Consider the following 16,366-nt stretch of genomic DNA (forward strand, 5'->3'; position numbering starts at 1 on the left):
TTACGATCTCGTTGATGTGTCTGGGTTAACCAGCGCTCTCAGCAACTCATCAATGACTTGATCGTACATTTGATCAAGGCTTTGACCCTCAGCAACCGTCAATGGTAGCTGTATCGTAGGCTTGTTGGTTTGTTGGTTCAGCCAATTAGCAGGACGCTTATCTTGATGTGATGAATACACAATCGCATCAAACGAAGCAGGATCCAACTTGGTCAATGACTGTAAATGTGACGTAGTCGGTGATATCCCAGGTTTAGGTTCTAAATCAGCAATTTGTGCCATATCTAACCAGTCAAAGAGGTAGCGATACGTGGCATGATAACCGACCACTTTTTTACCTTGTAACGGCTCAGCTTTGGTTTCCCACTCTGCCAATTTATTACGCCAGTTGGCACGGAACTTCATGCCATTTCGCATATAGATATGTGCATTGTCAGGATCAACCAGTTGTAAACGTTTGGTGACTTCTCTGGAGATAGGAATCATATACTCAGCAGCAAACTGAACATGTGGATTTCCGTGAGCGTGAATGTCTCCCATGCTCCGATCGACATGGTCATGGGTATCAAGCATACCTACCATATCGCTCGCGTATAACATGGTTGGCGCCCTATCTTGAACCGCAGGATTACCACTGCGTACTTGCAACATTGGTAACCAGCCTACTTCTAATTCAGACCCCGAACACATCGCCATATCTGCTTGACGCATTTTGGCAATAAGTGACGGTCTTGCTTGAACATAGTGCGGGTCTTGTTTAGCCGTAGTCGCCGAGTAGATGTTGGCATCAGGAGCGTGACTATGAACAAGTGCTTGCCATTCAGACTCACAAACAAAAACATTCAACGCCATTGCAGGCGAAGATACAATTATAGATGAGGATACAATGGCAACACCTGCTGCCATTGTAAGTAGGGATTTCCTAGAATGCATGAGCACCGTGCGCCCCAAAGGTCATCACATACTGAAGGGTAAATACGTTATCTGTCTCTTTACTTTGGTTTTCAACGCGAGAGTATTGCGCTCTAACCGTACCAAAATGAGATGAATCCCAAGCGATCATTGCATCCGCTTCTTTGTCGTTCATTGCAGTAAAGTGCATGTGGTCACCATGTGCGTGCCCATCATAGCTTTCCGCTTCACCGTAGCGCAGGCCAGCAGACCAGCTTGGGCTGAATCGGTAAACACCCGATACATAATAGCCTGCTAGCGTATCTGGTGATTCCGCATCATTTTTGTATTTGTCATCAACGATGCCATCTAACAGCATGTACTCAGCTGCAAGCGTGAAGTTTTGGTATTTGTAATTACCGTTAGGAGCCCACTTCCATACAAAGTCAGCACCGTATAAGTTTGAGCCCGTTACCGCCGCGCCGTGGCTATGATCGTGGTCATGGTCATGCCCGTGATCATGGTCTCCAAACTCACGAACTTTACCGTTTTCATTTCGTAAATAGCTCAGACCAAACTGCCAGCTTGATGACTCTGAAAAGTCGTCACCCAGCTTAAGAGTTGTAGTGTAAACACCAACGTCAGAGCCATCATCAACAGACGACATCTTGCTACCACTTAACGCTTCAACGCCGAACTTCACATATAGATCTGTAGGAAGAACGATGTTCGCACGAACACCATCATCGTAATAATGAGAGCCTAAGAATGTGCGGTAAGCAGCAGGACGCTCAACAAAGCTATCAGTATGCATATGTTGGTTATTCAGGTAACCAAAGTCTGATAGGAAGCGACCGCCTCGAATGCTTAAACCGTAAGGCATCGTCAGTGTTTCAATGAAAGCTTCTTCGAGCAGTAATTCAGTCTCATCATCGTGAGTTTCAATAACTGTAGTCAAAGAGCCATAAAACTTGTCATCAATATTCGCAGACATGTTGAGTTCGGTATGGCCAAGACCAAAGCCTTCGTCACGCTCCGAGTTATTACGTTGACCATCTTGATAATAACCATCAAGAACAACGCCAATTTGAGGGTTTGACAACGTGTCGGCAAAAACAGGGGAAACGAGAATGCTACCAACCGCTAGAGAAACCAATTTTTTATTCACTGTATTTTTCCTTTTATAAATACTCACCAAGAATTAATTGATACGTTATAACATAACAATTAATTCTTGAGAAACAAATTTTGATCATTAACGAGAAGTAAAATTGTTGTTTTAGGGAGAGCTTTAGAATCAGTATCTATAGGAAAGTAAAATATGTTGAAGTGAACCCTTTACTTACAAAGACTCGTCACGATTGTCGTTAAAGTACGAGAGCTACATCTGTCTGCACAAAAGAGCATCTCGATTGAACAACCAGAGCAACCTCTAAAAAACGCCACTCTCAATTCTAAGCGTGGCGTTTCTATAGGGGTGAATCAGTTTGAGGCCGGAGTCTTGGAGCCAATGTCCAATTGCTAAATCTTTTTACTATATGGATTCAACGCGCATTTCAACCTTTTCAGAACAACCAATGCTGTCACCCTGCCCCAACTAAACAAGACTCGCTGATGCAAACGGAAAATAGTGTCGTAAAGGTTTCGTACTAATCTGCCACGCAAAAGCACTCTGTCATTCATGAGAGCACCGACTGCATAGTCATGTCCAACCGCTACCAACATGCCTCCATCGTGGAAAACAAAGGGTTGTAATGCCTTGCCTTTCGCTAAACGCTTGAACTGCTGAGCCAAGTGACCTGCGGCTTGATTCGCAGCTTGAGCTCTTGGTGGAACAAAAGAACCATCCGGTTGCGGACACTCTGCACTATCGCCAATCACAAAAATATCGCTATCGTTGGTCGTTCTTAGTGTCTGCTCAACGACTAATTGATTAATTCGATTCGTTTCCAAACCGTCTAACTCACTTAGCCAATCCGCACATTTAATACCAGCAGCCCATACTTGCAGATCTGCTGAAATAATCTCTTCTTCTGAAGTGACTAATTTCACCTCTTCTGCTCTTTGAATTCGGGTCCCAGTTCTAACGTTAATGCCTTGCTTTACCAGAGCTTCATGGACTCGTTTCGACATACATTCCGGCCCAGCAGGTAACACGCGATCTGCCGCTTCAATCAAAGTAATTTCAAGGCTGCCTTCCTGACGATAGCGCTGTAGCTTGGCGCTCACTTTTGCCAGCTCTGCCGCCAGCTCAACACCGGTTGCACCTGCGCCAACAATAGAAATTTTACGCTGACTGTTTGCTCTCAGTAGAGGGTTAATTTCCTGCCAAGCTTTCTGTGCTTGCCCTGCTGAATCGAGGAACAAACAGTGTTCACTGACACCTTCTGTTTTAAAGTCATTGCTGATGGCACCTACAGCGATGACGAGATAGTCGTATTCGAGCTCTTGAGTCGTACCGCTAAAGTGGTTCAACTGGATGACTTTGTTAGCACGCTCTAACCCACTCATTGAAGCTTGAACGTAAGTGTAGCCATTACAAGATGCATGCTGGAAGTAGCTAACAGCGTCAAGCTCTTCGTCGAATGTTCCTGCTGCAATTTCATGCAAGCGAGGTTTCCAGTAGTGATGTGACGACGGCTCAACGAGTGTCACGTCATAACGTTTGTCACGACCTAAACGCGTAACCAATTCAAGGCCAGCAGCACCTCCACCAACCACAACAATTTTTTCTTTCTGTTTCAACATTCGCTTACCCACCATGCCTAAAGGCAAAATCTTTCTGATGGAACGCATTATATTTATAACAGAATTAATGATAATCCCAATTTAAATAAAATCACTTTTACCAATTTGTAATAATAACTTTAAATGTGAATCAATTTACCAAGTAACAGGATCAAAAAAGCGCCACATACAAAACGATACATGGCGCTTCTTAACTCACGATATATAGAGCTAACTATATAAAGATTACGGTTTTAGTTTCAAAACTTTATCAATATCTTCCGCAGAATGGCGCTCTGGTACTTGCTCCCACTCTTCGCCAAATGAACGGTTAACCACTCGGCCTCGTTGGAAACCTTCGCGCGCTTCTAGTTGCTTCGCCCAGCGCACAACGTTGGTGTAAGACTCAACCTGTAGGAACTCAGCAGCATCGTAGATTTTGCCAAGCACAAGGTTGCCATACCATGGCCAAATCGCGATATCAGCGATGCTTAGCTCTTCACCTGCCACAAATGTGTTATTTGCGAGTTGTTTATCTAACACGTCTAGCTGACGCTTAGCTTCCATCGCAAAGCGGTTAATTGGGTACTCTTGCTTTTCATCCGCGTAAGCGTAAAAGTGACCGAAGCCACCGCCTAGGAATGGGGCTGAACCTTGTGCCCAAAACAACCAGTTAATGGTTTGTGTTCTTGCAGCCCCTTCTTTTGGTAAAAAGTGACCAAATTTTTCAGCTAAATGCATCAAGATAGATGCCGACTCGAAAACATTAACGTCTTCATCACCAGACTTGTCGACAAGCGCTGGTATTTTAGAATTTGGATTCACTCCAACAAAGCCGGAAGAGAACTGGTCCGCCTCACCGATGTTGATCAAGTACGCATCATATTCAGCTTCTTTAACACCAGCCGCTAACAACTCTTCCAGTAAGATAGTGACTTTTTGACCGTTAGGTGTGCCAAGAGAATACAATTGAAAAGCATGGTCACCAACAGGAAGCTCTTTATCAAAGCGAGCTCCAGATTCAGGACTATTGATGTTTGCCCACTTGTTACCACTAGCAGTATCGTTAACCCAAACTTTTGGCGGAGTGTATTGTTCTGACATGATATTTCCTTATTAATATAGGGTCTCACAAACTGATATTAGGTCACATGCCTGTGGTTAAAACCCCTGAATACGATTTATTTTCAAACTGTTAAGCATGGCTTATTCCAGAAAGACATAACCCGCTTAAGCATTAGGGTGTAGAAGGTAAGTCTGTATTCAAACTTCAATCTAATATCGATAAATCCACCGCATCATTTAGCAATGATTTTACGAACGACATACCAACAGCTTCAAGAAAGCTGTGATAAAATCGGGATATTACAATTGATAAGGATTTGGCAATGTCTTCTGATTTCACAGGTTCGAGTGCAGCGTATGCTCGCCAAGAGAAAGGCTACCGCGAAAAAGCACTAAAACTGTACCCTTGGGTTTGTGGTAAATGTGCGCGTGAATTTGTTTACTCAAACCTCCGAGAGCTTACCGTTCACCACGTGGACCACGACCATACAAACAACCCTGAAGATGGCAGTAACTGGGAGCTACTGTGCCTATACTGTCACGATCATGAGCATTCAAAATACACTGACCATGAGCGTTATGGTGTGGATGCAAAAGCGAGTTTAGATGATCATCAGTCAGCGACACACAACCCGTTCGCCGATCTCGCTAAGATGATGAAGAAGTAACACGCCTTCAGAACTGTCTTTGGTAGATGGTAACTGCTAGATAATAGATGAATAACAAGAAACCCCAGTATGTCACCATACTGGGGTTTCTTTTGTCTGCAGCCATATAGACTACTCTGGATCAAAAAAGCCTTCCGAAGAAGGCTTTTTAAGAATCAAATCGAATTATGCTGCCGCTTGTTTGCGAGACTCTTCTACCTGTTTAGCGCGCTTTTTCATCGTCAGTTTATCGCGGTATGCAAACCAAACATAAGACACAACCACTAAGAAGAACAGGTATGACAATGAGAAAATGAACGGCGATTGAATGATATCGTTCGAGATACCCCAAGAAACACCGATAACCGTCACTGCAATCTTCGCAAAGAAGCCACACATCAATAGCACTAATGCCAACTGTGGGAAACGCGTGCTGCGGAATGCAAGCCAGTAACAGCTGCCTACAGCCAATGCCGCGATGTAGAAGCCGAACAAGAAAGAATGAATATGATCAGCAGCTGCTACACCACCAGTAATCGACATCAATAGAATTAAAAATAGTTTCATAATACTCGCCTCGTAATAGACTAGAAACGCATCCTTTCATTTTTGGAATCTCAGTTTGCGTACTATTTTCCCACTTTTTCCCAACAACACAACCCCTCATATCGAACAAAATGTAAGCAAAAGCACCCGAAAAAATCACCATTAACAACTGGTTAACATCCCATTTCTAATAGAACTCCGTTACTCCTTGTCTCATATGAAAAAAGCACTACTTCGATTTATTTTGTTACACAAATTTAACCTTGGAAATTAATTAAAATTATTTGCAACTCTGTGATATCCGCACGGAATACGAGTCTACTAAAAAGTTATCACCTCGAAATCCCAGGAATAATTGGGGGACAGAGCGAAAAAGAACAAAATAGAAAGGTGTTAAAAACATTTTGAAAACCAATAAAAAACAACCCATTAACAAACTGAATTTAATTTACCAAAAATGGAAAAAGAGATTCCAATCACATTTTTATTGGTTATAATCCGCGCTCTTTTGCGCTATCTGTTGATAAACGCAAACTAATTTTGAAGAAACAATCACAATAACCCGTCTTTAGTTAAGTGGCTCTCCACTAACCGATGACAAAACTGAGAATAAAAATGAGCAAGATTGATAAAGCAACACGTATCCTGCTAGCAGGCTTCTGTATCAACCTTTGTCTTGGCATCCTGTATGCTTGGAGTGTATTTAACAAAGCGCTAGTCACTGAAGCTGGTTGGAGTGCTGCTGAAGCATCTTCTCCTTACGCTATTGCAACTATCACATTCTCTGTTTGTCTTCTTGTTGCGGGCATCCTACAAGACCGTATGGGTCCACGTAAGATCCTTATCCTAGGTACAGCGCTTACAGGCCTAGGCATGATTGCTTCTGGTTTCGCTACAACACCTATGATGCTGAACATCACGTTCGGTGTTATGACTGGTGCTGGTATCGGCTTCGGTTACGCATGTCTTTCTCCATCAGCAATGAAATGGTTCCATTCTTCTAAGAAAGGTATGGTTAACGGTCTTATCGCAGCAGGCTTCGGTCTTGCAGCTATCTACCTAGCACCAGTAACTTCTGCGCTAATCGACAGCATGGGTATCCAAACTAGCTTTATGATTCTTGGTGTTGGTGTACTTGCAATCGCAGTACCTCTAGCAGCAACAATCAACAACCCACCAGCGGATTACACGCCAGCTGAACCTAAAGTAAAAGCAGGCCAAGCTCCTAAAGCGGTTAAGAAGACTGAAGACCTAACTTGGAAAGTAATGCTGAAAACTCCTCAGTTCTACTCTCTATGGATCATGTACGCGTTCGCTGCATCTGTTGGCCTAATGATCATCGGTAACATTACTACGATTGCTAGCGTTCAAGCTAACCTGCCAAACGCAGTTTACCTAGCGTCTATCCTTGCAGTATTCAACTCAGGCGGCCGTGTTGCTGCGGGTATGCTTGCAGATAAAATCGGTGGCGTACGCACTCTACTTCTAGCGTTCATCCTTCAAGGCGCGAACATGGCTCTATTCGCTACGTTCAACTCTGAATTCACGCTAATCATTGGTACGGCTATCGCTGCTGTTGGTTACGGTACGCTTCTAGCAGTATTCCCAACACTTACAGCTGAGTTCTACGGCCTGAAAAACTACGGTACTAACTACGGCGTGCTTTACACGGCATGGGGTATCGGCGGCGCTATCGGTGCAGCAGTTGTTGGTTTCTCTATGGCAAACGGCGAAGGTTACGGCCTAGCTTACACAATCTCTGCAGTTATGATGGCGGTGTGTATTGTTCTAGCAATCATCACTAAGCCAATCTCTGAAGCTAAAGTTGCTGAACTAAAAGCATCACAAGCTTAATCATCAGAAAAGATTGAATTTGTTACTGAAGAGCTTAACCTTAGGGTTAGGCTCTTTTTGTATCAAGCGACTTCTCCATTGACGACCGAAACCACTCTTCAGCTCTCCCCTACTTATTATCTCGACAACTTCAATCGGCTGGTTGAACACGCTCAAACACTCTACCCCGATCTTTTGAGTGACGAAGAATGCCGTTGGTTATCTGAATACAAACGTCTTTCAATTGCTAGTCAGTGTTTAATGGTTCGTTTGCTTTCTCGCAAGGGCTGCTGGTTTCGAAGTGATAAACTCAGCTATGTTGAGATTCCTGATTTAAATAGTGCACTACGTGAGTTAAACACCTCTGGCTTCATTACGTTAAGTCATCCTACTGACAAACATGACTTGGAAATCACTCAGATCGAACTTGGATTGCACCTACTCACCAAGCCTGAACTGCTAAATGTATTCCCATCTCTTAAGAACAACAAAACTGCTAAAAAAGACCAACTGTTAGCGTTCCTTGAACCACAAGCTTTTGATCAGTTCCAAACTCTACCATTCGACTGTATTTACGTGGTCGAATCCGAAGTAATTGATGTATTGCTGATTCTCTTCTTCGCCAATACTTACCAAGACCTAAGCCAGTTTGTGTTAAGTGACCTTGGACTCAACACCTTCGAGAACTACCCATTAAGCAAGCAGCGCCGCTTCTTCACTTCCAGAGATCAACTCAATCAATTGCTCCAGATACGCGATATTCAACGCTTGTATTCAGAAGGAGACCGCAAAGACGGTGAGTTTCTTGAGCAGCTTTTACAATCGATACCTGCAGAATCAGAACACAGAAGCATTGCTAGAAAACGATCGCGATTGATCAATGACCTCGCACGTGACCTAGAAAGGCTTAACCAAAATGACCAAGCTACCTTTTGGTTCAAGCAATCTGGACTTCCTCCGAGCAGAGAGCGACTTGCGCGCATCTATGACAAGCAAGATGAATTAGACTTAATGTGTGACATTGTCACGCAAATGCAAGCTACTCCATCGGATGTGTCAGAGCTTGAGGTCTCGGTTAAGCTTGAACAGAGGTTATTACGGAAGCAGGGCCACAAGGTCCCTCGCCCTTCAAAGCCAAGTTGCGCGCAGATAAAACTAGAATTGGATCTCAGCCAAACGCGAGTCGAGCTTGCGGTAAAACAACATTTTGAAAGCCAAGGCTGGGATGTCTACTTTTCTGAAAACAGTTTTCTGTGTGGTTTGTTCGGTTTGGCTTTCTGGAATGTCATTTTCTCTGATGTCGAAGGTGCTTTTATCAATCGTTACCAACATCGGCCACTGGACTTGTATCACTCAGACTTCCTAAACAAACGAGCCGAGCAAATTGAAGCTGTGTTCCAAACCATATCCGAATACGGGCTGAACCACTTACTTGAGCAGTACGATAAAAAGCAAGGCATCGCCAATCCCTTTGTTCATTGGAATCATTTCCCTAAAGCACTCATCGAACACAGTATGGAAGCTATTCCTAACGCCTTGATTATCGATCTCTTCAAAGTGTTATTGAGTGACTTAAAGCTATTTAGAACCGGGATGCCCGATTTGATTGCGTTCAAAGACGAAGGGTTTCATTGGATTGAAGTCAAAGGCCCAGGAGATAAACTGCAAGACAACCAATGGCGCTGGATCAAAGAGTTTGAGCGATTGTCCGTCCCTTTCTCTGTTTGTTACGTCAATCAATGAGTCTTACTTTTGGCTCATAGCTGTGAGATCTTAGCGACTAAATCTAGCTAGGTCTAAGCACTAATTTATGAACAAAAGCGAGTGACATGCATCGACAAGTTACTCTGTCCCATCAAGATCTTATCTATAAGATTATTAGAACATGAGCATTTTCAATCATTTTCGATATAATTAGAGAAAATGCTTAATATATAAATACGTATGAATTTGAAAAAACTCTTCATTTTAGCTTTTGTTAGTGTCTTCTCAGGTTGTGCCGTCTACGCGGGTTTAAACTTCGACGAACTGTTTGGCGAACAACAAGTACGCGATCGCCAAGCTCCTATTCTTTCGGCTCAAGCACAGCACTTCATTGACGAAGTAAAACCTATCATTGATAACCGTTGCGTGGTTTGTCACGCTTGTTATGACGCTCCTTGCCAACTCAAAATGTCTTCAGTAGAAGGCATAGACCGAGGCGCGAGCAAAGCACTCGTTTATCAAGGCACCCGCTTAACTGCATCAGCCCCTACTCGCTTATTTGAAGATGCTTTAACCACACAAGAGTGGCGCGATGCGGATTTTCATCCGGTTCTCAACGAGCGCATTCAGAACTCAACGGCGAACCTAGATGCTGGCCTTGTTTCTCGCATGTTGATTCAGAAAGAGAATCACCCTCTGCCCGATCAAACACAGCTTGAAGGTTTCGATTTTTCAACCGATCGCGACCAACAGTGCCCAACAATTGAAGAGTATGCTCAATATGAGAGAGATTACCCAACTTGGGGGATGCCTTATGGGATGCCGAATTTAGATAAAACAGAATACGCGACGTTAATGAGTTGGTTGGAAAATGGCGCGTTAATGAACGACCACATTCCGCTGAATGATGCGGAACAAGAGCTCGTTAATGTCTACGAAAGCTTTTTAAATAAAAGTGATAATAAGAGCCAACTTTCAGCTCGTTACATCTACGAGCACCTGTTTTTATCTCACGTCTATTTTTCTGATTTAGCACAACCAACGCGTTTCTTCACCCTTGTTCGCTCTGCAACACCTCCAGGTGAAGCGGTACAACGCATCACAACTCGTCGCCCTTATGACGACCCAAAGGTAGACCGTGTTTACTACCGCCTAATTCCAGAGCAAGGCACCATTGTCGACAAAACGCACATGCCTTTCGCACTCAATAAAGAACGACTACAAAAGTGGAATACCTGGTTTGTCGATGCTAACTACGCTGTAAAACAACTTCCTAGTTACAACATTGATGTTTCTGCTAACCCAATGACTTCGTTTGAAGCGCTGCCAGTAAACTCGCGCTTCCACTTCATGTTAGACAACGCTCAAAACACCATCATGGCCTTTATCAAGGGGCCAGTGTGCCGCGGTCAACTTGCCCTAAATGTGATTAACGACCGCTTTTGGATTTTCTTCATCGACCCCGAGAAAGCCGATTTACCAGAAATAAATGCCTTCTACGCGAGCCAAAAGAAAAACTTAAAGCTACCTAGTGAGCTCAAGAGCAACACTGTACCTGTCACAAACTGGGTAAGATACGCGAAGCAACAAGCACGATACCTAAATGCGAAATCAGACTTCACTAATCAATGGTTCGAAAGTGGCGTGAACCTAGACACTGGCATCATTTGGGATGGCGATGGCGCCAACCCAAATGCAGCCCTCACCATCTTTAGACATTTTGATAGCGCATCTGTTGTGCAAGGGTTAGTTGGCACGCAACCTAAGACAGCGTGGATTCTTGATTACGCTCTTCTAGAACGTATTCATTACCTTCTCGTTGCAGGCTTCGATGTTTACGGTAACTTTGGTCACCAACTGATTACACGCATGTTCATGGACTTCTTGCGCCTTGAAGGTGAGAGTAATTTCTTAACCCTTCTTCCTAAAGACGTTCGACATATTGAGCACTCTAGTTGGTATAAAAACCAAAGCACACAATTGAGCGACTACTTGCAGCGTAATATTGCACCTTTTGAACAACCAACCAGTGTGGTTTACAAAACGGCCGATCCTAAACGTGAACTGCTTAATATGATCAAAGATAAGCTTGCACCTGTGCTTGATAATCGCTTTGATATTGTCGAAACCGGTTTGGGTAGAAAGAATGAAGCACTGCTTAATCAAGTGAATTTGATTAAGGGAGAGGGCCTACGTCATGTTCCTCAGTTAGTGATGATCATGATTGAAGGTGAAAACGGCGAAGAGCAACTGTTCACCATGATTCACAATAACGCCCACAGCAACATTTCTAGCCTTTTTAATGAAGAAGGTAACCGTGATTACGCCAACGACGACTTAACACTCGTACGAGGCGTTGTGGGAAGCTACCCTGCCGCTTACCTTTCATTAACCGAGAGCGAGATACCTGCTCTGGTTAAAACGCTGCAAAACTTAAACACAGAAGAGGACTACGTGGCGATGCTAGACAAGTTTGCGGTACGACGCAGTTCTAGCGAATTCTGGCCGTTCAGTGATCGAGTGCACCGTTGGTATCAACAAAACCAACCGATTGAGTTTGGTTTATTAGATTACAACCGCTTTGAAAATAGATAATAAGTGATAAGCCTTGGTTCTAGCTCTTGGGAGAGATTAGTTTTGAAAGGCTAGTCGTTCTGAAGGAAGGCTAACTTGCACGGTATAAAAAATCCTCTGACGAATATTCGTACAGAGGATTTTTTTGGGTGTGCAGCTTAGGTATTGCTTAAAACAAGCTCATACCATTACGCAGAGACATAAGGGAGAAGAGCTTCCAACGAGCCTTTAACCAATTCAGACAAAGCTTGGTCGTTATCTCTATACTGCAATAATGGATCTTCGCTTGCTTCAATGCTCTGACACAAACTGTACAGTGCTGATAAACCCAAGCTACCCGCAGATCCTTTGAGCTTGTGCGCTAAAGACTTCACTTCTCGTCCATTATCGGCTTCACTCGCCTCAACTAATTCATTCAAGGTAAGGTTGCTGCTCTCCTCGAAAAGCACAACGATTTGCTTCATTTTCTCTAAACCAAGGATCGATAGGTCACCCTCGATCACTTTTGAATCAATCAGTTTCACCGGAGCATCTCCTTCATCTTGAGCGTCAGTTGTCGTCGCATGTTTTGCCAAAACATCAGCCACCTGTGCCGAATGCAGTTCATCATAGTTGCTCGTAATAATACGGTTACCGTTTTGCTTACAAACAGCATCATTTGGATCGGGCTGTGGCAACAATAGTGTTTTACCATCAAGTTGAGCAACGATGAGCTGAGAAAGTGCTTCTTTTTCAAGTGGCTTAGGTAGGAAACCATCAAATCCTGATGCTAAATAGCTCTCGACTTCCTCATTGAATACGTGAGCTGATACTGCAATCATAGGTGGAACTTTGCGGTTGGCACTTTGCACATGCTGGAGCGCATCATCTTTAAGTTGTTGAATTAACTCAACCCCATCGCAATCTGGTAAGTTAATGTCTACCAATGCAATATCAAACTCTTGTTCACTGAATATGGCTCTCGCTTCTTGCCCGGTTGTCGCTATCACAACATCATGGCCTAAGTTATTCAAAAAGCCTTCGGCAACAATGCAGTTCACCGGATTGTCTTCAATTAGAAGTACTTGCGCTCGAATACACGCCTCAATGACCGGTACTTTCGTTTCTATCATCTCACCGGCTTCAAGTGGCAGTGAGAACCAGAACTGGCTTCCCTCGCCTTCTTCAGAATGAACACCAATATCACCATTCATTGCCAGCATAATACTTTTGCTGATCGCTAACCCGAGTCCAGTACCACCCGTTTTGTTACGACCGCTATCGGTTTGGGTAAAAGCATCAAACAGACAAGCTTGCTCGCTTGCATCAATTCCGACACCCGTATCAGACACTTCAAACATCACTCGATTTTCATCTTCGACATCTAAGCTAATGAAGATATCGACCGAACCACTTTCAGTAAACTTAATCGCATTGCCGACCAAGTTATTTAAGATTTGGCTGATTCGTGTTACGTCGCCTCGCCAATAACGCTGCACGTCACTTTCGATCTGAAAATCAAAATTTAGCTTCTTCTCGGCGGCTCGCCCTTCCATTAACTGGTAGGTGTCTTGAACCATCTGATGAAGGTCAAAGGAAGCCGTGCGTATCTCTAAATGCCCCGCTTCTATCTTGGAGTAATCCAACACGTCATTCAAAATCGCCAGTAAGTTCTTACCGCTGCGGTTAATGATGTCAGCATAGCCTGATTGCAGAGGGTCTAACCCTGTATCTTTGAGCAATCTTGCGGTCCCTAACACACCGTTCATCGGCGTTCGTATTTCATGACTCATCGTCGCAAGGAAAGCGGATTTCGCTCGGCTTGCTTGTTCTGCCGCGTTGCGGGCTTTAGCGTGATTGCCCACCTCGATATTCAACTTTTCATTGGTTTTTTGCAGTTGATAAGTTCGATCAGTAATCAACTCTTCAAGATGCTCTTTGTGTTCTTCGAGCTCGCGTTTCGCTTTTGCTTCGCCCACCGCGACCACTTGCAGTGCCTGCGCGGTGTTTCTGGCGGTAATGATCGCCTCGCCCATATGAGCCAACTCATCATTACCCTTAACCGAGATATCAATATTCAGGCGACCTTGTGCGATAGACATCAAAGCCGATGAATATTCAGTAAGACGTTTAACAACCGAGATATACACCACTCGCCACACGATAAATGCGACGATTACCAAGCCAATAACCGAAATCACAGACAGCGACCATTGAGCCAGATTCAGTGTGCTAGTCAACTCGTCAACCGCTTCTTTGGTGCTTCGGTTTGAATCATCAACCAGTTGGTTAACCGTTGTATTCAGCTGAGAGAACAACTCCAGCGTGTTTTGCATCAGAAACTCTGACTTCTTGGTGTTCTCATATTGTTCTAACGAAATATCAAACACGACTTGGCGTTTTCTTAGCTCTTCAAGAAGCTGAGACATCTGCGCTGAACGAGTAGGATCTTCGACCGCTTTAACACGACGTGCCATGATTCTTAGGTTGGATTCAAATTCAGATTGGATTTGATGAATACGCTCAACATTGGTAACGGTCTGTGTTTCTTCAATTTGATTTAGCATTTTGAACGCCAGCAAATGCAATTCGTGTAGGCGTTCAGACAAATCAAGGTCAACCTCAACAAGCGCATCTAGGGCTTGGTAGGCTTTATCCGTTTCTTTGGTTTCTAGCAGGTCGTAAATGTGCGTTACGTTAGCAACTGCAATGGTCGCCGTGTTCAAGACTTGGGTTCGCGTCAGCTGTTCTAGCTCTTCGGCAAGTAGGCGCATCTCTTCAACACGAGACGACAGCTCTTTGCTTAACCAAAGCTTACGTTCAACCGAAACACCCAGTTCAGCCAGTGTATTAATAACACTTTGGACATTGTTTTCGAGTTTATTGAGGAGTTGAGAATCGAAGCTGTCGACGCCAAGCTCTTTGATGTGCTGAAGAAGCGACTCAAGTTGGTCGAACAATACCGTTCCAGCCTCTTTTCGCTCAGCCTCGTTTCTCGCATTAGAAAGCGTTTGTACCGATGAAATAATACGATTACTCAACTCAGAAACCTGGCGAGCTTCGATCATGGCAGGAAGCGCCGAATCAACGACGTTTCTTTCCGTTTTTGCTACAAAGCTAAAACCAGAAACACCGATCAATGCAGACAATAGAACCAACAGTGCCATCACTAAGAATGAGGCCAGCAGCTTGCGTCCAATACTCGCTGAAGCTAACAACATAAACTCTAAACCTTAAAACGTTCTTCTTTACCCCTGCAGAATACGCTATATTTTGCAGTGTTTCTTATCTAAAACCAATAAAACGGCAATTCATGCTATCTAGACCTTTCGCTTCAAAAATTCTTCTCTCACTACTGGCCTCAGTGACCACTGTTGCAAGTGCTAGCGAGCCTTTAAGCCCAATCAAACCCGCAGAGGCCACATCACACAAAGAGAAAATTTGCGCCATTTATCCGCACCTAAAAGACTCTTACTGGTTATCTGTCAACTACGGCATGGTCTCAGAAGCAGCAAAGCAGCAAGTCGAACTCCGAGTTTTGGAAGCTGGTGGTTACCCTAACGTGGCCAAACAGGCCTCACAACTGGTGCTTTGCACACAATGGGGAGCCGATGCCATTATTTTAGGCACAGTTTCGCCTGATGCTTATCACGACAACCTTACAGATTGGGTTGGCTCTACCCCTGTGTTTGCGACCGTTAATGAGTTAACCATCAATGAAGAGCAACAGAAGGTATTGAAAGGCACAGTCGGAGTCGATTGGTATCAAATGGGATTCAAAGTCGGAGAATTTTTGTCGAAGAGACACCCTAAAGGATCAGGAGAAACACCTATCGCCCTGTTACTTGGCCCACAAGCAAGTGGTGGCACTAAGCCTGTTGCACTTGGCTTTTATGATGCTATCAAGTCGAGCGATATCAAAATCGCGATCAGCTATTGGGCAGATAACGATAAAGAACTACAAAGAAACTTAGTACAGCAAGTCATTGAGCAACCGGATATTCAATATATTGTTGGGAGCGCTGTTGCTATTGAAGCCGCGATAAGTGAGCTGAGAGCGGCAGGTAAAACCAAAGAAATTGGATTGGTTTCGAGTTACTTAAGTCACGGAACTTACCGTGGCTTACTTCGTAACAAGGTTCTTTTTGCGCCAACAGATAAAATGGTTGAGCAAGGTCGCCTATCAGTAAAACAAGCCGCGAATTACTTGCGCGGACAACCTTATGAAGAACATAGCGCACCAACTATCGAAACGCTAACACCGGCAACACTCAAAGATCAAATTATCGCCGACTCATTGTCACCTTCTGAGTTTCGACCGGTATTCAGTGTGAATCCATAGTGCTATATTGGCTGAAGAACTCAAAACAATAAAAACGAAACAATAATTTAGGGAACAT

11 protein-coding genes are annotated in these 16,366 nt (G+C 43.9%); 5 read left to right on the forward strand and 6 right to left on the reverse strand.

Features of this window, described 5'->3' with window-relative positions:
* From ATB74_RS06515 to yghU, 4 genes are all read right to left on the reverse strand, one after another.
* On the reverse strand, nucleotides 1-906 hold the full coding sequence (locus ATB74_RS06515) for a metal ABC transporter solute-binding protein, Zn/Mn family (RefSeq protein WP_061017383.1): 906 nt from the start codon (nucleotides 904-906) through the stop codon (nucleotides 1-3).
* Between the two features lie 16 nt (nucleotides 907-922).
* On the reverse strand, nucleotides 923-2,059 hold the full coding sequence (locus ATB74_RS06520) for a hypothetical protein (RefSeq protein ID WP_060981514.1): 1,137 nt from the start codon (nucleotides 2,057-2,059) through the stop codon (nucleotides 923-925).
* Nucleotides 2,060-2,412: 353 nt separating this feature from the next.
* Complete coding sequence (locus ATB74_RS06525) at nucleotides 2,413-3,639, reverse strand: NAD(P)/FAD-dependent oxidoreductase (RefSeq protein WP_061017760.1); 1,227 nt, start codon at nucleotides 3,637-3,639, stop codon at nucleotides 2,413-2,415.
* A gap of 225 nt (nucleotides 3,640-3,864) precedes the next feature.
* Complete coding sequence (yghU, locus tag ATB74_RS06530) at nucleotides 3,865-4,722, reverse strand: glutathione-dependent disulfide-bond oxidoreductase (RefSeq protein ID WP_061017385.1); 858 nt, start codon at nucleotides 4,720-4,722, stop codon at nucleotides 3,865-3,867.
* Nucleotides 4,723-5,006: 284 nt separating this feature from the next.
* On the opposite strand from yghU, the gene ATB74_RS06535 reads away from it, so the two are divergent.
* Nucleotides 5,007-5,351: a YajD family HNH nuclease gene (locus ATB74_RS06535; RefSeq protein WP_017060876.1), complete on the forward strand. Its 345-nt coding sequence runs from the start codon at nucleotides 5,007-5,009 to the stop codon at nucleotides 5,349-5,351.
* Nucleotides 5,352-5,516: 165 nt separating this feature from the next.
* Here the strand turns inward: ATB74_RS06535 and ATB74_RS06540 are convergent, their stop codons facing one another.
* A complete protein-coding gene (locus ATB74_RS06540) occupies nucleotides 5,517-5,897 on the reverse strand; it encodes a hypothetical protein (RefSeq protein WP_048660371.1) in 381 nt (126 codons plus the stop codon).
* Nucleotides 5,898-6,491: 594 nt separating this feature from the next.
* Between ATB74_RS06540 and ATB74_RS06545 the strand changes: the two genes are divergently transcribed.
* The 3 genes from ATB74_RS06545 to ATB74_RS06555 all read left to right on the forward strand — a co-directional run bounded on the left by ATB74_RS06545 (nucleotide 6,492) and on the right by ATB74_RS06555 (nucleotide 12,008).
* On the forward strand, nucleotides 6,492-7,730 hold the full coding sequence (locus ATB74_RS06545) for an L-lactate MFS transporter (RefSeq protein WP_061017387.1): 1,239 nt from the start codon (nucleotides 6,492-6,494) through the stop codon (nucleotides 7,728-7,730).
* A gap of 57 nt (nucleotides 7,731-7,787) precedes the next feature.
* Complete coding sequence (locus ATB74_RS06550) at nucleotides 7,788-9,452, forward strand: VRR-NUC domain-containing protein (protein WP_061017389.1); 1,665 nt, start codon at nucleotides 7,788-7,790, stop codon at nucleotides 9,450-9,452.
* Nucleotides 9,453-9,653: 201 nt separating this feature from the next.
* On the forward strand, nucleotides 9,654-12,008 hold the full coding sequence (locus ATB74_RS06555; protein WP_060981519.1) for a fatty acid cis/trans isomerase: 2,355 nt from the start codon (nucleotides 9,654-9,656) through the stop codon (nucleotides 12,006-12,008).
* 167 nt (nucleotides 12,009-12,175) lie between these two features.
* Here ATB74_RS06555 and torS read toward each other — a convergent pair whose 3' ends face one another.
* Nucleotides 12,176-15,187 (reverse strand): TMAO reductase system sensor histidine kinase/response regulator TorS, encoded by a 3,012-nt coding sequence (torS, locus tag ATB74_RS06560; RefSeq protein ID WP_060981520.1) that lies wholly within the window; start codon nucleotides 15,185-15,187, stop codon nucleotides 12,176-12,178.
* 92 nt (nucleotides 15,188-15,279) lie between these two features.
* Here torS and torT point away from each other — a divergent pair, with 92 nt between their 5' ends.
* Nucleotides 15,280-16,308, forward strand: coding sequence for a TMAO reductase system periplasmic protein TorT (torT, locus tag ATB74_RS06565; RefSeq protein ID WP_060981521.1), 1,029 nt, complete (start codon nucleotides 15,280-15,282; stop codon nucleotides 16,306-16,308).
* Nucleotides 16,309-16,366 lie beyond the last annotated feature (58 nt).

The sequence above is a fragment of the Vibrio splendidus genome (assembly GCF_001557875.1).
Taxonomy (GTDB): domain Bacteria; phylum Pseudomonadota; class Gammaproteobacteria; order Enterobacterales; family Vibrionaceae; genus Vibrio; species Vibrio splendidus_F.